The sequence below is a fragment of the Actinoplanes teichomyceticus ATCC 31121 genome, assembly GCF_003711105.1.
GTDB classification, from domain to species: Bacteria; Actinomycetota; Actinomycetes; order Mycobacteriales; family Micromonosporaceae; genus Actinoplanes; species Actinoplanes teichomyceticus.
This window is the reverse complement of sequence record NZ_CP023865.1, coordinates 3,796,107-3,813,763: the sequence shown is the minus strand read 5'-3', so window position 1 is coordinate 3,813,763 and position 17,657 is coordinate 3,796,107. Positions and strand designations below refer to the sequence as shown.

Sequence of the window (17,657 nt, the reverse complement as noted above, 5' to 3'; positions counted from 1 at the left end):
GCTGGTCGTCCTGGCCGGGCTGATCGGCATCACGGTGCTGGGGGTGACGCACCGGTGAGGCGGTTCGTCCGGGAGAACTCCCTGGGTCTGACCTTCGGGCTGCTGTTCGTGCTCGTGCTGGTGGGCGAGGCGTTCGCCGGGCAGGCCGATTTCAACCAGCGGCAGCTGACCGAGGGCCTGGTGCCGGTCTCGTTCTGGCGGTACGTCACGTCGGCCAGCTTCGGCGCCGACGTGGCCGAGAACTGGCAGTCGGAGTACCTGCAGTTCTTCCTCTACATCTTCGGCACGGTGTGGCTGGTGCAGAAGGGCTCGCCGGAGTCCAAGCAGCTGGACCGGGTCGGCCGCGAGTCCGACCGGGAGCAGCGCGTCGGCGCGTACGCCGGGGCCGACTCCCCGGCCTGGGCCCACGCCCGCGGCCTGCGGCTGTGGCTGTTCGCCAACTCGCTGGGCCTGGTGATGGGGCTGCTCTTCGGGCTGTCCTGGCTGGCCCAGTCGATCGCCGGGATGGCCGCCTTCAACGAGGAGCAGCTGGCCAACCGGCAGGACCCGGTCTCCTGGGCCGGATACCTGACCGAACCGGACTTCTGGAACCGCACCCTGCAGAACTGGCAGTCCGAGCTGCTGGCCGTCGCGTCGATGGCCGTCCTCGCCATCTACCTGCGCCAACGCGGGTCCTCGCAGTCCAAGCCGGTCGGCAGTGCGCACACCGCCACCGGGGTGGAAGGCTGAGCCGGCCGTTTAGTCCGGCACACCGGCGGTATGAGGTGCTGCGAACCCGACTGAGGAGGCACTGATGGGTCGTACCGGAAAGGCTCTTCTGTTCGCGGCGCCGCTCGCAGCCGGCGCCGCGGTGGCGGCGGCCCGGCGCCGCCGCGGCGCGACGCCGGCGTCACGCCGCAGCCATGTGCTGACCGTGTTCCGGCCGCTGGCCGAGTTGGAGGCGACGCAGCTGCCCGGTTCGCTCCGGGAGATCGCCGACGGCGTGCAGATCACGCTGCGGGCCGCGCCGGGCGGGCGAGGAACGGAGATCGCGGTGCGCATCCCGGAGGGCTCCGCCGTCACCGACGGCGAGGTGCGCCGGGCGCTGCGCGAGACGCGGTCGCTGCTGGAGGCCGGCGACGTGCTGCTGCCGTCCGGCCCGGCCACCACCACGCCGACGTGGCGCAACCGGCCGCTGCAGGCGGCCACCCGCAACGGGCGCGAGGGAGGTCTGCTGTGAAGGCACTGCAGTGGCAGGGCGTCAACAAGCTCGCCGTCGGCACCGTGCCGGACCCGCAGCTGCGCAACCCCGGCGACATGATCGTCAAGGTGACCCGGACCGTGACCTGCGGCTCGGACCTGCACCTGCTCGGCGGGTACATCCCGTTCATGCAGAAGGGCGACGTGCTCGGGCACGAGTTCCTCGGTGAGGTCGTCGAGATCGGCCCGGACGTGCGCAACCACCGGGTCGGCGACCGGGTGGTGGTGTCGTCGTTCATCTCCTGCGGCAACTGCTGGTACTGCGACCAGAAGCTGTACTCGCTGTGCGACAACGGCAACACCAACCCGGCGATCACCGAGACGCTCTGGGGACACGCGCCCAGCGGCTGCTTCGGGTACTCGCACGCGATGGGCGGCAACGCCGGCAGCCACGCCGAGTACATCCGGGTGCCGTTCGCCGACGTCGGCGCGTTCACCGTCCCGGACGCGGTCAGCGACGAGCGTGCGCTGTTCGCCTCGGACTCCGCCTCGACCGGCTGGATGGGCGCCGACCTGGGCGGCGTCAAGCCCGGCGACGTCGTCGCGGTGTGGGGCGCCGGCGCGGTGGGCCAGATGGCCGCCCGCGCCGCGGTGCTGCTCGGCGCCGACCGGGTCATCGTCATCGACCGTCTGGACAACCGGCTGCGGCAGGTGGAGCAGCACATCGGCGCGGAGACGCTGAACTACGAGCGCACCGACGTGGCCGCCGAGCTGCGCGAGCGCAGCGGCGGGCGGGGACCGGACGTCTGCATCGAGGCGGTCGGCATGGAGGCCCACTCCCCCGGTGGGCATTTCGCGTACGACCAGGTCAAGCAGCAGCTGCGGCTGCAGACCGACCGGCCGATCGCGGTCCGTGAGGCCATCCACGCCTGCCGCAAGGGCGGCTCGGTCTTCGTGCTCGGCGTCTACGCCGGCGTGGTCGACAAGTTCCCGCTGGGCGCGCTGATGAACAAGGGCCTCACCGTGCGGGGCGCGCAGATGCACGGCCAGCGCTACATCCCGATGCTGCTGGACCGGATGGCCCGGGGTGAGCTGGTCACCGAGCACCTGGCCACGCACGTGCTGCCGCTGGACCGGGCGCCCGAGGGTTACCGGCTGTTCAAGGAGAAGGAGGACGACTGCGTGCGCGCGGTCTTCCTCCCGTAGCCCGGCGCGCCCGGCGGCCGCCCGAGGGTGGCCGCCGGGCGCGGCGCCGGTGCCGGTGCCGCGGTGGCGCCGGCCCGGCATCCGGCGGCGGTCCGGCCGTCGCGGTAACCGTCGAATGCTCCCGTGAACAAACCGCGAAATGGTGACGCGCGGCAACTCGACAACGGTAGGGTAACGCCTTTCCAGCAGCCGTAAATGCCTGACAACGGGCAATTACAACGGCCCCGTCCGAGCCTTTTCACGGTTATGCCGATTCCGTCCTGGCCGGGATGCCGATCCGCTTATGGTGAGGCCATGAGAAATCACAGGAAAGCATTCACCGCCGGTATTCCGGCCGCGCTCGCCCTTTCCCTGGGAATCGGCCTGTCGGCCACGGCGGTCGACGTCGCCGGCGCCGCGGGCCCGGCTGCCGCCGCGGAGGCCTCGGCGAGCTCCCGGCACCTCGGCCCGCGGCAGCTGGAGGACGCCGTCCTGACCGAGGACGACCTGCCGGTCGGATACCGGCAGCTGGAATCCCCCGCCACGATGCTCGCCGCGCTGTTCGACCCGAACGGCATGAGCGGGACGCGGTGGGCGGCCGGCCGGACGACCGGGACGGCAACCGCGCAGCCGGCGGGCCGGGGCCCCGCGGCCGTCGACAGGTGGCTCGGCACGGGGACCGCCGACGTGGGCGAGACCCCGCTGCAGATGGCCGCCTTCATGCGCGGCGACGAGGGGCCGGTGCTGGTGCAGGAGATCGTCGCCACCGGTGAGGACCTCGCCCGTCACCTGGTGGACGGCGCCGAGATGATGCTCGACTGCTGCCCGGTCGTCACCTCCGACGACATGCGGATCACGCTGTCCGAGCTGCCGAGGATGCCGCAGCTGGGCGACGCGTCGGTCGCCATGGCGATGACCCTCAGCGTCGAGGACGAGGAGGCCGACGTCGACCTCACCGTGCACGGCACCGTGGTCGTGCTGGCCCACGAGGACGTGTTCGAGAAGATCGTGCTGCTCGGTTCGCCGAAGACGATGCACGACACCGAGTTCGAGGAGATCGCCGAGAACGCCTTCGACAAGCTCGCCGAGGCATGACCACACCGGGATCCGGGCGGCCGGGCCGCCCGGATCCACGCTGTCCGCGCGCGGGACGCTAGCGGATGCGCTGGGCCAGCTTGGCGACGGCGCCGCCGACGACCAGGCTGACCACCGGGGTGGCGATCCCCGGCAGCCGGGTCTTCTTCATGATCCACGCGGTGGCCGCGCTGGACACCACCGGCAGCGCGGTCCTCACGACGGTGTTCATCCGCTCTCCTTCGCTCGACGACACGATCCTGCCTTACCCGCCCGCGGGCCGGCTTACCCACGGCACACGCGGTGGCGCGCCGGGACGGACGACGGCGGCCGTCCCGGCGAGCGGCACGCGGCCCGGGCCGCTCGGCCCGGCCGTCAGGAGCGGACGGCCCGGTACGCCACGCCGCGGATGTGCATGATCACCCGCCGCGCCCGTGGCCTGGGCAGATTGCCCAGGCCAACCCGTGACGTGGGCCACAGACTGCGCAATCTGCCCGGCCGCGGAGCCCTTTGTTGTGCACCGGCAGTGACTCGCCAATGCTCGGAGAGTCAGCAGCCACGAAGGGAGCGGCAGAACCATGTCCGTGCACGACACGCTCACCAACGAGGAGCGGCTCGCCGAACTCGACCTCGACACCCTCAAGCAGCTCGTGGGTCTGGTCGAGTACGACTCCGGAAGCGACCCGTTCCCGGTCACCGGCTGGGACGCGATCGTCTGGGCGGTCGGCAACGCCACCCAGACCGCGCACTACTTCCAGTCGGCGTACGGGATGGAGCTGATCGCGTACTCGGGTCCGGAGACCGGCAACCGCGACCACATGTCATACGTGCTCAAGAGCGGCGCGATCCGGTTCGTGGTGCAGGGCGGGGTGCACCCGGACAGCCCGGTCATCGCCCACCACGCCCGGCACGGTGACGGCATCACCGACATCGCCCTGGAGGTGCCCGACGTCGACAAGTGCGTCGAGCACGCCCGTGCGCACGGCGCGACCGTGCTGGTGGAGCCGCACGACGAGTCCGACGAGCAGGGCACGGTCCGGCTCGCGACGATCGCGGCGTACGGCGAGACCCGGCACACCTTGATCAACCGCGACCACTACAACGGCCCGTACCTGCCCGGCTACGTCGCGCGGACCTCCACCCTGCGCCGGCGTCCCGGCGCCCCGAAGCGGATCTTCCAGGCCCTGGACCACGTCGTCGGCAACGTCGAGCTGGGCAACATGGACGAGTGGGTGGCCTTCTACAACCGGGTCATGGGCTTCACCAACATGGCCGAGTTCATCGGTGACGACATCGCCACCGACTACTCCGCGCTGATGTCGAAGGTGGTCGCCTCCGGCAACCACCGGGTCAAGTTCCCGCTCAACGAGCCGGCGCTGGGCAAGAAGAAGTCGCAGATCGACGAGTACCTGGAGTTCTACCGCGGCCCGGGGGCCCAGCACCTGGCGCTGGCCACCAACGACATCCTGGCCTCGGTCGACGCGCTGCGCGACGAGGGCGTCGAGTTCCTGGCCACGCCGGACTCCTACTACGAGGACCCGCAGCTGCGCGCGCGCATCGGCGAGGTGCGGGTGCCGATCGAGGAGCTGCAGAAGCGCGGCATCCTGGTCGACCGGGACGAGGACGGCTACCTGCTGCAGATCTTCACCAAGCCGGTCGGCGACCGGCCGACGGTCTTCTTCGAGCTGATCGAACGGCACGGCTCGCTCGGGTTCGGCAAGGGCAACTTCAAGGCGCTGTTCGAGGCGATCGAGCGCGAGCAGGAGAAGCGCGGCAACTTCTGATCCACCGGCCGCCCGTGCGGGCGGCCCCGGGCGGCCGCCCGCGGACACGGCGGACCGCACGGGTGACCGCCCACCGGCGCCACGTTTACCGCCACACCGCGCCGGGGTATACAGCGTGCAGGTCGGACATGACGGGCAACAACTCGGTCGTACTCCAGAGCCGAGCCGTTACGACGCGGCCCCGCCGCGTCGCGGCGGGCGGAGGAGGAGGGCCCGACGATGACAAGCACCGTCACCACCGCACGCAGCACCGACCGGGCCGCTGAGCTGGTCGGCGAGATGGCCGCGCTGCCGGCCGGGCATCCGGAGCGGCGGGCGCTGCGCGAGCGGGCCGTCGAGGCGTGGCTGCCGCTGGCCCGGCACCTGGCCCACCGGTACGCCGGGCGCGGCGAGCCCACCGACGACCTGTCCCAGGTCGCGTTCCTGGGCCTGATCAAGGCGATCGACCGGTTCGAGCCCGGCCACGGCGTCGAGTTCACCGCGTTCGCCATCCCGACCATCATCGGCGAGCTCAAGCGGCACTTCCGCGACACGACCTGGTCGGTGCGGGTGCCGCGGCGGCTGCAGGAGATGCGCCTGGCGATCACCGCCGCGAACAACACGCTCACCCACACGCTGGGCCGCGCGCCGACGGTCGCCGACATCGCGGCCCACCTGCGGGTCAGCGAGGAGGATGTGCTGGAAGGGCTGGAGGGCGCCCGCGCCTACCACAGCACCAGCCTGTCCACGCCGATCGGCCAGGAGGGCGCCGGCACCACGCTCGGGGACACGCTCGGCGGCGCGGACCGCGGTTTCGACGCCGCGGAGGCCCGGATCGCGCTGGCCCCCGCCATGGCCGCGCTCAACGAGCGGGAGCAGCGGATCGTGACGTTGCGCTTCTACGGCAACCTCACCCAGTCGCAGATCGCCGAGCAGGTCGGCGTCTCCCAGATGCACGTGTCCCGGCTGCTGACCCGGGCGCTCGCCACCCTGAAACGCGAGCTCGCCGACGCCGGCTGAGTTTCACCGGGACGCCACACCGAACTCGTGGCGCAGCAGCCGCCACTGCCGGTCCGTCACGAACGACGGGTTCGCCGCCTGCGGCTGCCGCAGCACCTCGAGGTCGCAGAGCTCGGGGTGGGCGCGCAACGTGTCGCGGGCGATCCACGCGCCGGGGTCGGCGATGGTCACGTCCAGCGGCACCCACGGGCCCGCTCCGGGCTCACGGCGGGCCGGGCCGCGCAGCCGGCCCCACCCCCAGATGCCGTAGGGCACGTCGCGGCGGCGGCTGCCGCTGCCCCAGAACACCACCGGCTGGCCGGCGGCCATCAGGTCCAGCCGGTAGCTGGGCTGCACGCACCAGCGGTCGATCCGCGGGTCCCGGGCGAACCGGCCGAGCAGGTCGGCCCGGTCGGCGTTGCCCTTGAGCAGCCACGCGCCCAGGTTGTCGCGGGTGACGGCCGGCCCGGCCGCGGCGGCGCCCACCGTCTTGATCATCGTGTCCGGCCTCCTCGGTCGTCGGTGGTGCCTCTACCCACGCACGGCGGATCCACGCGTACCCGCCCGGTCGTGTTCGATGCCCGCCGGACGGGTATCCGGCCCGCATGGAACCCATCGGTGACCCCGACGACGACACCGGCGATTTCGCCGAGGAGCACGAGCTGACCGAGACCGACACGGAGGAGACCGGCGACGGCGAGCCGGAGAGCCCGGACCGCTTCACCGGCGGCCTGGACCGCGACGGACCGCCCTGACCCGGGCCGGACCCTTTCCCGGTACGGCCGGTGTGGCCCCGCCCGCGGGCCTCGCGGCCACGCCCCGCGGTGCTCCCGCGCGGCGTGGCCGCACCCGCGGGCCGCCACGCGCCGCACGGTCCCGGCCGGGGCCGGACGTCCGGTCCCGGCCGGTGGCCGCGCCTGCCGTGGGCTAGCGGCTGTCGGAGCCGGTCGCGCCGGCCACCGCGGCCCGGCCCGCCTCCAGCCGGGCGATCGGCACGCGGAACGGTGAACACGACACGTAGTCCAGGCCGGCGGTGTGGAAGAAGCGCACCGAGGCGGGGTCACCGCCGTGCTCCCCGCACACCCCCACGGTCAGAGCGGGACGGGTGGCCCGGCCGCGCTCGACCGCGAGACGCACCAGCTCGCCGACACCGTCCGCATCGAGGCTCTCGAACGGCGAGGTGGCGAACACGCCCAGCTCCAGGTAGCGGCCGAAGAACGCGCCCTCCACGTCGTCACGGGAGAAACCCCAGGTCATCTGGGTCATGTCGTTGGTGCCGAAGGAGAAGAACTCGGCGGTCTCGGCGATCTGGGCGGCGGTCAGCGCCGCCCGGGGCACCTCGATCATCGTGCCGATCCGGACCGGTGGGACGCCGGGCACCGACGCCAGCACCGCCTCGGCCTCCGCCCGTACGATCTCCAACTCCTGCGCCGTGGCGACCAGCGGCACCATGATCTCCGGCCGGGGGTCGCCGCCGGCGGCGGCGCACGCCGCGGCGGCCTGCGCGACCGCGCGGACCTGCATGCCGAACAGGCCGGGGACGACCAGGCCCAGCCGGACGCCGCGCAGCCCCAGCATCGGGTTGGACTCGTGCATCCGGCGTACCGCGTTGAGCAGCACCCCGGCGTGCCCGGCATCCTCGCCCAGCGCGTCGGCGCGGGCCACCCGGGCGGTCAGCTCCTCCAGCGGGGGCAGGAACTCGTGCAACGGCGGGTCGATCAGCCGCACCGTCACCGGCAGCCCGTCCATCGCGGCGAACAGCTGCTGGAAGTCGGCCCGCTGCAACGGCAGCAGCGCGGCGAGCGCCTCGTCGCGCTCGGCGTCGGTCTCGGCCAGGATCAGCCGTTCCACCAGGACCCGGCGCTCGCCGAGGAACATGTGCTCGGTACGGCACAGGCCCACCCCGGTGGCGCCGAACCGGCGGGCCCGGAGCGCGTCCGGGCCGGTGTCGGCGTTGGCGTGCACCTCCAGCCGGGCGACCCGGCCGGCGTGCTCCATCAGGCGCTGCACCGCGCACAGCAGCGGGTCGGCGCCGGCGCTGAGCTCACCCTCGAAGAAACGCACCACCCGGGACGGGTGCACCGGCACCGGTTCGGCGTAGACCCGCCCGCTGGTGCCGTCGATCGAGATCACCTCACCGGCGTGCACGGTCGTGCCGCCCACGGTGAACGAGTCCGGGCCGATCCGGATCTCCTCGGCGCCGCAGACGCAGGTCTTGCCCATGCCCCGCGCGACCACCGCGGCGTGCGAGGTCTTGCCGCCGCGGGCGGTCAGGACGCCCTGCGCGGCGATCATGCCGGGCAGGTCGTCGGGATTGGTCTCCCGGCGCACCAGGATGACCGGCCCGGTCGCGGCCACCGCGGCCGCCGAGTCGAAGACCACCGCGCCGACCGCGGCGCCCGGGGCGGCCGGCACGCCGGTGGTCAGCGGCGGCGGCGCGGACTCGTCGTCGAAACTGGGGAACATCAGCTGGGCCAGCTGCTCCCCGCTGACCCGCTGCAACGCCTCGTCGAGGGTGATGACGCCCTCGTCGACCAGCTGCGCGGCGATCACGAACGCGGCCGCCGGGGTGCGCTTGCCGACCCGGGTCTGCAGCATCCACAGCCGGCCGTTCTCGATGGTGAACTCGATGTCGCACAGGTCGCGGTAGCGTTCCTCCAGCCGCTGCATGATCGACTCCAGCTGGGCGTGGCTGGCCGGGTCGACGGTGGCCAGCTCGCTCAGCGGCATCGTGTTGCGGATCCCGGCGACCACGTCCTCACCCTGGGCGTTGCGCAGGTAGTCGCCGTAGCTGCCGCGCCGGCCGGTCGCCGGGTCCCGGGTGAAGGCCACCCCGGTGCCCGAGTCCTCGCCCCGGTTGCCGAAGACCATCGCCATCACGTTGACCGCGGTCCCCAGGTCCTGCGGGATGCGCTCCTGCCGGCGGTAGAGCACGGCCCGCTCGGCGTTCCAGGAACGGAACACCGCCCCGATGGCCAGGAACAGCTGCTCGTGCGGCGCCTGCGGGAACGGCCGGCCGGTGTGGCCCTCGAAGACCTTCTGGTACGCGTGCACCAGGTCACCGAGCTGCCCCGCGCTCAGCTCGGACTCGTGCCGGTCGCCCAGCTCGGCCTGGAACGCCTCGGCCGGCACGTCGAACACGGTACGGCCGAACATCTGCACCAGCCGCCGGTAGGAGTCCCAGGCGAACCGCTCGTCGCCGCTGCGCCGGGCCAGCCCCGCCACGGTCATGTCGTTGAGGCCGATGTCCAGGATCGTCTCCATCATCCCGGGCATGGAGAACTTCGCCCCGGAACGCACCGACAGCAGCAGCGGGTCCGCCGGATCGCCGAACGTCTTGCCGACCGCGACCTGCATCGCCCGCAGGTGCTCCTCGACCTCGGCCAGCAACCCGGGCGGCATCGCCCCGGTGCGCAGGTACGCCCGGCACGCCTCGGTGGTGATCGTGAACCCGGGCGGCACCGGCAGCCCCATCCGGGTCATCTCGGCGAGGTTGGCCCCCTTGCCGCCGAGCAGGTCCTTGAGGTCCTTGTGGCCGTCGACGAAGTCGTACACGAATCCAGACACGTGAATCCCACCCTCGCTCCTTCGGTGTTGTTGCCTCTCTCTCGTTGCTAGCTTGCCCCAGGCCCGGCCGGGTAGGGCCGTGGTCCCGGGTCCGGCGGGCCCTGCCGCCCTGTCGGGTGGTGCCGCCGGGGCGTGCGATGAGGGGGAGACGCCGGGACGCGCGGACGCCGGCTGCCGGGGAAGGAGCCAGCAGATGTACCAGAGGAAGATCGTCATCGGGTTCGACGGGTCGCCGTCCGCCGACGCCGCCCTGGCGTGGGCGCTGGACGAGGCGAACCGTACCGGCGCGCGCGCCGAGCTGGTCTACGCCGACGAGTGGTCCGCCTGGGGCCCGGCGACGGCGGGCGAGCACGTCGACCCGGCCGCCGGCGACATGCTCCGGCGGGCGGTCGCCGCGGCCCGGCGGACCCATCCGGGGGTCGGCGTCACCGCCACGACGGTACCGGCGCTCGCGTGCACCGCGCTGGCCGACCGCTCCGACCGGGCCGGGATGATCGTGCTCGGCACCCGTGGGCACAGCGCCCTGGCCGGGCTGGTCGGCTCGGTCGGCGCCGCGGTCGGCGCGCACGCGCACTGCCCGGTCGTGGTGGTCCACGGCGACGTGCGGGCCACCGCGCCGGTCGTCGCCGGGGTGGACGACTCCCCGTCGGCGGCGGCGGTGCTGCGGTTCGCCGCCCGGCAGGCGGCCGGACGCGGGGTCGGGCTGCGGGTGCTGCGGATCGGGACGCCGGACGGCCGGCGCGCGCACGCCGCCCCGTTCGGCGAGCTGGTGGCCGCGGTCCGGGCCGGGTTCCCGGGCCTGGACATCGAGGCGGAGACCGTCCGCGACGACCCGGCCGGCGCGCTGGTGACCGCCGGGGACACCGCCCAGCTGCTGGTCGTCGGCGCCCGCGGGCACGGCGCGGTGCGCGGGCTGCTGCTCGGCACGGTGAGCCGGCACCTGCTGCGGCACGCCGGCTGCCCGGTCGCGATCGTGCACGACGCGGGCCGGTCCGGTCCCGTGCCGCGGGCGCGCCGGGCGCCTCTGGTGGCGGGCGTCTGATCCGGCGTACCGGCGGGGTCAGCGCGTCCCGGACGGACGCTGGGCCGACCGGTCGTCGAACCGGTAGGACAGCCGCGAGCTCACCTGCACCACGCCGGTGACCCGGTGGGTGAGCCGTTCCGCCAGGTCGGCGGACGACCAGCGCTCGAGGTGGCCGGAGAGGGTGACCACCCCACCGGCCACCTCGACCGTGACGCCGAGGGCCTCGTCGGCCAGCAGCGGCCGCAGCACGCCGGTGCACACCTCGGCCCGGATCTGCTCGTCCGAGCGCAGGTAGGCGCGCAACAGGTCGCTGCGCGACGCGATCCCGACCAGCCGGCCGTGCTCGTCGGTCACCGGCAGCCGCTTGACCTTGCGGGTGTCCATCAGCCGGGCGGCGGCCGCGATCGGCGTGTCCGCCCCCACCACCACCGCCGGGGTGCTCATCAGCCCGGACGCGGTGCGCGCCGAGGCCTTGGCCCGCCCGCCGCGGCGCGCCGGCCGCTCGAAGATCCGCGGCTGTCCGGCGCCGGCATACTCGATCTTGCGGAGCAGGTCGGCCTCGGAGACCATCCCGGTGACCCGGCCCCGGTCATCGACCACCGGGACCGCGCTGATCCGCCTGGCGACCAGCAGATCCACCACGTCGCGGTACAAGGTGTCCTCGTCGACCGCCACCACGTCCCGGGTCATCACATCGCCGACCTTGCAGCTTCGCACCGCGGATCCCTCCCTCACCCTGCGTTCCGGTCATCAGTTCGGCCGGCGGGCACCCGGCCCACAGGGACCAACGGCCCCACTTCGGCACGACCACCGGCGGGACCTGTGGCTCTGCCGGAGCGCATCGACCGGGATGACGATGCGGGAAGGAAGATGCGGGAGAGGGAGGACGCCATGCGGACACCGACCGTCGTCGTCGCGGCCGACGGCACCGATGCCAGCCGCAGCGCGCTCGTCTGGGCCGCCGGCGAGGCCCAGCGCCGGGGAGACCCGCTGCGCGTCGTCCACGTGCTGGACTGGGACTGGTCGGCCGCCCGCTACGAGTTCGCCGGGGACCTGTTCGAGGCCGAGCGCGGCCAGGCGGAGGCCCTGGTGGCCGCGGCGGCCCGGCAGGCGCGCGGCGTCGCCCCGGACCTCGACGTCGAGACGGACGTGCTGATCGGCGACCCGGCCGCACAACTGATCATCGACTCGGAGTCGGCGGACCTGATGGTCCTCGGGCGGCGCGGCCACGGCGGCTTCGCCGGGCTGCGACTCGGCTCGGTCAGCCAGCGGGTCGCCACGCACGCGCACTGCCCGGTCGCCGTGATCCGCGCCGAGCCGGCGGTGGACCGGCCGGTCGCGGCCGGGGTCGACGACTCGGCCGCCGCCGACCGGGTGCTCGAGGCGGCGTTCACCGCGGCCCAGCAGCGCGGCGCCCGCCTGGTGCTGATCCGTTCGTACCTGCCGCCGTTCCCCCGCTACCGGGGCAGCCTCCCGCCGGCCGAGCTGCACACCCCGCAGCAGGACGCCGCCGAACGGGCCCGGTTCGCCGAGCAGGTGGGCCCGTGGCAGGACAAGTTCCCGGACGTACCGGTGGAGTTGCTCCTGTCGCACAGCGGCGCCGCCTCCGTGCTGGTCGGCGTCTCGCACGGCGCCCAGCTGATCATCGTCGGCAGCCGTGGCCACGGGGTGATCGCCGGAACCCTGCTCGGCTCCACCGGCCTGCAGCTGCTGCACCACGCCGGGTGCCCGGTCCTGATCGTGCGCCCGGGCGCCGGCCGCTGACGGCAGGAGACGCCATGTCGGCCGGGATGAGAACCGCTCTGCTGCTCGGTGTCGCGGCACTGGCCGCCGCGGCGCTGTCGCCCCCGGCCCGCCGCTGGTGCCTGACCTGGGGCGCCACGGCCGACGAGGCCACCGGCCCGGTGCCGGGCGACGACCTGCTGCCGGACGCGGCCCTGGTCTCCACCCGCGCCGTCACCATCGGCGCGGCGCCGGGCGCGGTCTGGCCGTGGCTGGTGCAGATGGGCAGCGGCCGTGGCGGCGCGTACACCTACGACGGGATCGAGAACCTCTTCGGCCTGGACATGCACAGCGCGGACACCATCCTGCCGCACCTGCAGGACCTGAAGGCCGGTGACCTGCTGCCCCTGGGGCCGGGCGGACCGGGGATGCGGGTGGAGATCTGTCGGCCGGGGCGCACCCTGGCGTTCCGCTCGGACGACGGCGCCTGGGTGTGGATCTTCGATCTGCGGGCCGACCCGGGCGGCACCCGCCTGGTCAGCCGCAACCGGATCGACCCGCCGGGCGCGAGCCGGCTCCGGCGGCTGCTCTACGACGCGGTGATGTCCCCGGGCAGCCTGGTCATGGAACGCCGGATGCTGCTCGGCATCAAGTCCCGGGCGGAACGGGTCGCCGGCTGACCGTCGCGGCGCGGGCCTCACCGCGCCGCAGCGCCCGCGCGGTCACGGCCGTCCGGCCCGCACCGGGGCGGTGCTGGTCAGCCCGGCCGCGCCGGAGAACCGGGACGGACATCGGTCAGCGTTCGCCGGCCGGGATCCGCGGGCCGTGCCGCGCGGCGAGCGCGGCCATCGCCTCCCGGTAGTCGTCGCGGCCCAGCTCACCGCGGCACAGCCGGTCCAGCAGCGCACCCTCCACCTCGGCCGGGTCCGGGGCGGGCCGCGTCCGCGCCGCCGTCGGGCACGGATCGCCGGGCGTCGACGACCGGCCGGACAGCAGCAGGACCGCGAGGCCGGCCAGGCGCACGAGCAGCAGGGCGGAACCCATCACGAGCAGGGCGGTCATCGCCACTCCGTCCGGTGGTGTGCGGGAGGATGACGTCGCACGGCCATACCCCGGCTCCGGCCGCGGCAAACGCGACGGCGCACCGGCCGCCGCGCGCGGCCCGGACCCCGGAGAACGCGGCGCCGCGCCGGCCCGACGACCCGCCCGGGGCGGACGGCCCGGCGGTGCGGGACCTCTCCCCCTGCCCCGGCGGATCGCCGCGAACCACGCTGAAGGGGAGGGATGAGGAGGAATCATGCAGACTCCCACCATCATGGTCGCCACCGACGGCGCCGCCACCGGCGAGGCGACGATCCGCTGGGCGGCCGCCGAGGCCGGACGCCGGCACTGCCGGCTGTCCGTGGTGCACGTCCTGGACTGGGACTGGACCATGGCCCGCTACGACATCCAGGGCGCCCAGTTCGAGGCCGCCCGCCGGCTCGCCGAGGAGGTGACCGCCGGAGCTGTCGCGCAGGCCCGGGCCGCCGTCCCGGAGCTGGACATCGTGGCGAGCACGCCGGTCGGCGACCCGGTCACCCGGCTGCTGGACGCCGCCGAGGGGGCGCAGCTGCTGGTGCTCGGCACCCGCGGCCGCGGCGGGTTCACCGGGCTGCTGCTCGGCTCGGTCAGCCAGCGCCTCGCCACCCACGCGGCGTGCCCGGTGGTCGTGGTGCGCGGGCACGCCGGCGCCACCGAGGGCCCGGTCGCCGCCGGGATCGACGACTCACCGGCCGCCGAGCACGTCCTGGCCGCGGCCTTCGCCGCCGCGGCGTCCCGCGGCGCCCGCCTCGTGGTGGTCCGGTCCTACCTGCCCGCCGTGCCGCTGTACTACCTGCGCGACGCCGCGCCGGAGCTGGTGGAGACCCCGGAGCAGGACGCCGCCGAGCGCATCCGGCTGCACGAGCAGCTGGCGCCGTGGCGGGAGCGGTATCCGGACGTGCCGGTCGAGACGCTGCTCTCGCACGGCGGCGCGGCCGGGCTGCTGGTCGGCGTGTCCCGCGGCGCCCAGCTGGTCGTGGTCGGCAGCCGCGGTCACGGCGTGCTCGCCGGATCACTGCTCGGGTCGACCGGCCTGCAGCTGCTGCAGCACGCCGAGTGTCCGGTCCAGATCGTCCGGCGCAGCGGCGACCAGCAGCGCGGCCACGCGCCGGCGCACCGGGAACGGCGGGCCCCGCGCGACCGGGCCGCCGACCCGCGGTGACCGGCGCGGCCGCCCGTCAGCGCCGCGCCAGGTCGGCTCGCGGCCCGGCGGCGGCGCCCGCGCCGGCCCGGCCGCCCGGGATCAGCACGAAACGGCTGGCCGGCAGCGTCGGGATCCGCCGCAGGGAGATGGTCAGGTCCTGCTCCGGCACGGTGTAGTCGAGCCGGGCCAGGCGGGTGGCGATGGTGGTCAGCAGCGCGACGGTGACGTCCTCGCCCGGGCACCGGTGGTTGCCGGCCGGGTCGCCACCACCCTGCGGGATGAGCTCGTCACGGCCCGGCTCGCGGCCCACGAAGCGGTCCGGGTCGAAGCGGTACGGGTCCGGCCACAGGGCCGCGTCGTGGTTCTGCCCGTAGATGTCGAGCAGCACCATCGCGCCCTTCGGGATCCGGTGCTCCTGGAAGGTCAGGTCCCGCACGGCCAGGCCGCCGACGAACGGTGCGAACGGGTAGAACCGGCGCACCTCGTGGGCGAAGGCCACCGCATACCCCAGGTCGCCCTCGCGCAGCCGGTCGCGCTGCTGTGGCCAGCGGTGCAGGGCGTGCCCGGTGAACGCCACGAACCACGCCACCGCGACGGTCGGGCGCAGGATGTTGAGCAGCTCGACCGCGGCCAGCTCCGGCTCCAGCTCGTCGTGCCCGGCGACGGTCGCGAGGACCGAGTCCGGCGCGGCCTCGGCCGTACCGGATCGGACCTGCTCGACCAGCGCGGCGAGCCGGCGTTCCTGGCGGCCGCGGGCCCGGCGGGCGCGCCAGTGGCGCGGGCCCAGGGTGGCGAAGCCGTCCACCATCGCGGTGAGGTCGGCGGCGGTCGCGGCCACCTCGCCGGCGGCCAGCGGCACCCCGGCCCAGTCGTGGACCGCCCGGGTGATCACCCGGCTGGCCTCGTCGAAGAGCACCACCCGCGGGCGCCCGGCCCATCCGGCGACCGCCTCGTCCCACGCCTGCCCGACCCGCCGGGCCAGGTCACCGACCCGGCGCGGGTCCTTGAGCAGGCCCTGGAAGATCGCCTTGCGCCGCCGGTGGTCCTCGCCGTCGAGGGTGTGCACCGCCCCGTGGCCGAACAGGGTGCCCCGCACCGGCTCCGGGATGGCGCCGTGCCGGCGCACGTGCGACTCGTCGTAGAAGAACCGCACCGCCTGCGGGCCGCGCAGCGCCACCGCGCGGCGGCCCAGCAGCCGGGTGTGCACGGCGCTCCAGGCGCCGGCCCGGCGCCACTCGTCGGGCAGCCAGGCGTAACCCTGCACCGCCAGGCCCACGCTGTCATCGGGATACCAACGCCGTTGCTTCGCCATGGGGCTGCTATGCCCCGGCGCCGCGACCGAAAACGTACGCCGGTGTGACACTCGGCGGCCGGGCGCCGGCCATGATTGACTCGCGCCGGTCCGGGGGATGCACCGGGGTGTGCAGAAGATCAACGAACGTCTGCTCAACTGGGCCAGCCTCGTCGAGGACGAGACCCTGCGGCAGGCCGAGAAGGCGTCCCGGCTACCGTTCATCCACCCGCACATCGCCCTGATGCCGGACGCGCACCTGGGCAAGGGCGCCACCGTCGGGTCGGTCATCCCCACCCGCGGCGCGCTGATCCCGGCCGCGGTCGGCGTCGACATCGGCTGCGGCATGGCCGCGGTGCGCACCCAGCACCACCGCGACGACCTGCCCCCGGACCTGAGCCGGTTGCGGACCTCGATCGAGCGGGCGGTCCCGCTCTCGGCCGGCGGTTACAACACCCGGCTGACCGACTCGGCGCGGGCGCGGGCGGACCGGCTGGCCGCGGCGGCGGCCGGCCTCGGCTTCGACCCCGGCGAGTACGCGAAGAACTGGCAGCTGCAGCTGGGCACGCTGGGCAGCGGCAACCACTTCATCGAGGTGTGCCGTGACGAGTCCGGGGCGGTGTGGCTGTTCCTGCACTCCGGCTCCCGCGGGGTCGGCAACAGGATCGCCAGCCACCACATCCGGGTCGCGCAGCAGGTCATGGCCCGGCGCGGGATCAGCGTGCCGGACCGGGACCTGGCGTACCTGTCCGAGGGCACCGAGGAGTTCGCGGCGTACCTGCGGGAGCTGCGCTGGGCGCAGGACTTCGCGCTGGCCAACCGGGACGAGATGATGGACCGGGTGCTGGCCTGCTTCGCCGAGTTCACCGGCGCCCCGGTCGAGCAGCGCGAACGGGTGCAGTGCCACCACAACTACACCGAGCAGGAGACCCACTTCGGCGAGCGGGTGTGGCTGTCACGCAAGGGCGCGATCAACGCCGGCGCCGGGGTGCCGGGACTGATCCCCGGCTCGATGGGCGACGCGTCGTACGTGGTGGTCGGGCGGGGCAACGCGATGGCGCTGCACTCGTCGCCGCACGGGGCGGGGCGGGCGTACTCGCGGTCCAGGGCGCGCCGGACGTTCACCCGGGCGCAGCTGCGGGAGGCGATGAAGGGCATCGAGTTCCGCGACACCGACGCGTTCCTCGACGAGATCCCGCAGGCGTACAAGCCGATCGACGTGGTCATGCGCGACGCCGCCGACCTGGTCGAGATCCGGCACACCCTGCGGCAGCTCGTCAACGTCAAGGGCGATTGACCGGCCGGGCGACGTCCCGATGACGCGGGGCGCGTCCAGCGGCCGGCCCGACCTGGGGCGCCTGCCACGGCGGCGAGCGGCCGTGCCCGCCACGGTGGCGGGCACGGCCGGACGGTCAGGCCGTCGCGGCCCCGTCCATCTGCTCACGCAGGCTGCGCGGCCGCATGTCGGTCCACACCTCGTCGACGTAGGCGGAGCACTCGTCGCGGGTGCCCTCCTTGCCGACCCGGTGCCATCCGGCCGGCACGTCGTGCCCCAGCAGCCACAGCGAATACTGGTCCTCGTCGTTGCGCAGCACCTCGTAGCGGGCGTCGTCGTCCATCGTGGTCTCC

Annotated in this window: 19 protein-coding genes; 12 read left to right on the top strand and 7 right to left on the bottom strand. The window is 74.1% G+C overall.

Annotation, left to right across the window (positions count from 1 at the left end):
* Positions 1-54: 54 nt before the first annotated feature.
* From ACTEI_RS16710 to ACTEI_RS16695, 4 genes are all read left to right on the top strand, one after another.
* The gene (locus ACTEI_RS16710) at positions 55-729 is read left to right on the top strand and encodes a DUF6766 family protein (RefSeq protein ID WP_122978506.1); all 675 of its coding nucleotides are present in this window, start codon (positions 55-57) and stop codon (positions 727-729) included.
* A 64-nt stretch (positions 730-793) separates the two neighbouring features.
* Complete coding sequence (locus ACTEI_RS16705) at positions 794-1,219, top strand: hypothetical protein (protein ID WP_122978505.1); 426 nt, start codon at positions 794-796, stop codon at positions 1,217-1,219.
* Entirely contained in the window at positions 1,216-2,385 is a 1,170-nt protein-coding gene (locus ACTEI_RS16700) for a zinc-dependent alcohol dehydrogenase (RefSeq protein ID WP_122978504.1), read from the top strand. The genes ACTEI_RS16705 and ACTEI_RS16700 overlap by 4 nt, the downstream gene beginning before the upstream one ends.
* A gap of 294 nt (positions 2,386-2,679) precedes the next feature.
* Positions 2,680-3,459, top strand: coding sequence for a hypothetical protein (locus tag ACTEI_RS16695; RefSeq protein ID WP_122978503.1), 780 nt, complete (start codon positions 2,680-2,682; stop codon positions 3,457-3,459).
* A 58-nt stretch (positions 3,460-3,517) separates the two neighbouring features.
* Here ACTEI_RS16695 and ACTEI_RS37035 read toward each other — a convergent pair whose 3' ends face one another.
* Entirely contained in the window at positions 3,518-3,670 is a 153-nt protein-coding gene (locus ACTEI_RS37035; protein ID WP_164465995.1) for a hypothetical protein, read from the bottom strand.
* Positions 3,671-4,016: 346 nt separating this feature from the next.
* On the opposite strand from ACTEI_RS37035, the gene hppD reads away from it, so the two are divergent.
* On the top strand, positions 4,017-5,222 hold the full coding sequence (gene hppD, locus ACTEI_RS16690; protein WP_122978502.1) for a 4-hydroxyphenylpyruvate dioxygenase: 1,206 nt from the start codon (positions 4,017-4,019) through the stop codon (positions 5,220-5,222).
* Positions 5,223-5,441: 219 nt separating this feature from the next.
* The gene (locus tag ACTEI_RS16685) at positions 5,442-6,221 is read left to right on the top strand and encodes an RNA polymerase sigma factor SigF (protein WP_122978501.1); all 780 of its coding nucleotides are present in this window, start codon (positions 5,442-5,444) and stop codon (positions 6,219-6,221) included.
* A gap of 3 nt (positions 6,222-6,224) precedes the next feature.
* On the opposite strand, the gene ACTEI_RS16680 is transcribed toward ACTEI_RS16685, so the two are convergent.
* The gene (locus ACTEI_RS16680; protein WP_122978500.1) at positions 6,225-6,698 is read right to left on the bottom strand and encodes a hypothetical protein; all 474 of its coding nucleotides are present in this window, start codon (positions 6,696-6,698) and stop codon (positions 6,225-6,227) included.
* 107 nt (positions 6,699-6,805) lie between these two features.
* Between ACTEI_RS16680 and ACTEI_RS37030 the strand changes: the two genes are divergently transcribed.
* Entirely contained in the window at positions 6,806-6,955 is a 150-nt protein-coding gene (locus ACTEI_RS37030) for a hypothetical protein (protein WP_164465994.1), read from the top strand.
* 172 nt (positions 6,956-7,127) lie between these two features.
* Here ACTEI_RS37030 and ppdK read toward each other — a convergent pair whose 3' ends face one another.
* Positions 7,128-9,767: a pyruvate, phosphate dikinase gene (gene ppdK / locus ACTEI_RS16675; protein ID WP_122978499.1), complete on the bottom strand. Its 2,640-nt coding sequence runs from the start codon at positions 9,765-9,767 to the stop codon at positions 7,128-7,130.
* 193 nt (positions 9,768-9,960) lie between these two features.
* Between ppdK and ACTEI_RS16670 the strand changes: the two genes are divergently transcribed.
* On the top strand, positions 9,961-10,809 hold the full coding sequence (locus tag ACTEI_RS16670; RefSeq protein ID WP_122978498.1) for a universal stress protein: 849 nt from the start codon (positions 9,961-9,963) through the stop codon (positions 10,807-10,809).
* An 18-nt stretch (positions 10,810-10,827) separates the two neighbouring features.
* On the opposite strand, the gene ACTEI_RS16665 is transcribed toward ACTEI_RS16670, so the two are convergent.
* Positions 10,828-11,508: a CBS domain-containing protein gene (locus tag ACTEI_RS16665; RefSeq protein ID WP_122978497.1), complete on the bottom strand. Its 681-nt coding sequence runs from the start codon at positions 11,506-11,508 to the stop codon at positions 10,828-10,830.
* Positions 11,509-11,682: 174 nt separating this feature from the next.
* Between ACTEI_RS16665 and ACTEI_RS16660 the strand changes: the two genes are divergently transcribed.
* Complete coding sequence (locus ACTEI_RS16660; RefSeq protein WP_122982203.1) at positions 11,683-12,555, top strand: universal stress protein; 873 nt, start codon at positions 11,683-11,685, stop codon at positions 12,553-12,555.
* Between the two features lie 26 nt (positions 12,556-12,581).
* On the top strand, positions 12,582-13,193 hold the full coding sequence (locus ACTEI_RS16655) for an SRPBCC family protein (RefSeq protein ID WP_239082749.1): 612 nt from the start codon (positions 12,582-12,584) through the stop codon (positions 13,191-13,193).
* Positions 13,194-13,308: 115 nt separating this feature from the next.
* On the opposite strand, the gene ACTEI_RS16650 is transcribed toward ACTEI_RS16655, so the two are convergent.
* The gene (locus ACTEI_RS16650; RefSeq protein ID WP_122978495.1) at positions 13,309-13,575 is read right to left on the bottom strand and encodes a hypothetical protein; all 267 of its coding nucleotides are present in this window, start codon (positions 13,573-13,575) and stop codon (positions 13,309-13,311) included.
* Positions 13,576-13,810: 235 nt separating this feature from the next.
* Between ACTEI_RS16650 and ACTEI_RS16645 the strand changes: the two genes are divergently transcribed.
* Positions 13,811-14,755 (top strand): universal stress protein, encoded by a 945-nt coding sequence (locus tag ACTEI_RS16645; RefSeq protein WP_122978494.1) that lies wholly within the window; start codon positions 13,811-13,813, stop codon positions 14,753-14,755.
* Between the two features lie 16 nt (positions 14,756-14,771).
* On the opposite strand, the gene ACTEI_RS16640 is transcribed toward ACTEI_RS16645, so the two are convergent.
* A complete protein-coding gene (locus ACTEI_RS16640; protein ID WP_122978493.1) occupies positions 14,772-16,049 on the bottom strand; it encodes a cytochrome P450 in 1,278 nt (425 codons plus the stop codon).
* Positions 16,050-16,158: 109 nt separating this feature from the next.
* Here ACTEI_RS16640 and ACTEI_RS16635 point away from each other — a divergent pair, with 109 nt between their 5' ends.
* Positions 16,159-17,325, top strand: coding sequence for an RtcB family protein (locus ACTEI_RS16635; RefSeq protein WP_122982202.1), 1,167 nt, complete (start codon positions 16,159-16,161; stop codon positions 17,323-17,325).
* Between the two features lie 115 nt (positions 17,326-17,440).
* Here the strand turns inward: ACTEI_RS16635 and ACTEI_RS16630 are convergent, their stop codons facing one another.
* The gene (locus ACTEI_RS16630; protein ID WP_122978492.1) at positions 17,441-17,647 is read right to left on the bottom strand and encodes an MbtH family protein; all 207 of its coding nucleotides are present in this window, start codon (positions 17,645-17,647) and stop codon (positions 17,441-17,443) included.
* Between the last annotated feature and the right edge of the window lie 10 nt (positions 17,648-17,657).

Bases quoted from the DNA above. Each gene is read 5' to 3' on its own strand.
- ACTEI_RS16670 (WP_122978498.1), top strand. From the start codon at position 9,961: ATGTACCAGAGGAAGATCGTCATCGGGTTCGACGGGTCGCCGTCCGCC.
- ACTEI_RS16655 (WP_239082749.1), top strand. From the start codon at position 12,582: ATGAGAACCGCTCTGCTGCTCGGTGTCGCGGCACTGGCCGCCGCGGCG.
- hppD (WP_122978502.1), top strand. From the start codon at position 4,017: ATGTCCGTGCACGACACGCTCACCAACGAGGAGCGGCTCGCCGAACTC.
- ACTEI_RS16680 (WP_122978500.1), bottom strand. From the start codon at position 6,698: ATGATCAAGACGGTGGGCGCCGCCGCGGCCGGGCCGGCCGTCACCCGC.
- ACTEI_RS16660 (WP_122982203.1), top strand. From the start codon at position 11,683: ATGCGGACACCGACCGTCGTCGTCGCGGCCGACGGCACCGATGCCAGC.
- ACTEI_RS16640 (WP_122978493.1), bottom strand. From the start codon at position 16,049: ATGGCGAAGCAACGGCGTTGGTATCCCGATGACAGCGTGGGCCTGGCG.
- ACTEI_RS37030 (WP_164465994.1), top strand. From the start codon at position 6,806: ATGGAACCCATCGGTGACCCCGACGACGACACCGGCGATTTCGCCGAG.
- ACTEI_RS16645 (WP_122978494.1), top strand. From the start codon at position 13,811: ATGCAGACTCCCACCATCATGGTCGCCACCGACGGCGCCGCCACCGGC.
- ACTEI_RS16685 (WP_122978501.1), top strand. From the start codon at position 5,442: ATGACAAGCACCGTCACCACCGCACGCAGCACCGACCGGGCCGCTGAG.
- ACTEI_RS16705 (WP_122978505.1), top strand. From the start codon at position 794: ATGGGTCGTACCGGAAAGGCTCTTCTGTTCGCGGCGCCGCTCGCAGCC.
- ACTEI_RS16630 (WP_122978492.1), bottom strand. From the start codon at position 17,647: ATGGACGACGACGCCCGCTACGAGGTGCTGCGCAACGACGAGGACCAG.
- ACTEI_RS16695 (WP_122978503.1), top strand. From the start codon at position 2,680: ATGAGAAATCACAGGAAAGCATTCACCGCCGGTATTCCGGCCGCGCTC.
- ACTEI_RS37035 (WP_164465995.1), bottom strand. From the start codon at position 3,670: ATGAACACCGTCGTGAGGACCGCGCTGCCGGTGGTGTCCAGCGCGGCC.
- ACTEI_RS16650 (WP_122978495.1), bottom strand. From the start codon at position 13,575: ATGACCGCCCTGCTCGTGATGGGTTCCGCCCTGCTGCTCGTGCGCCTG.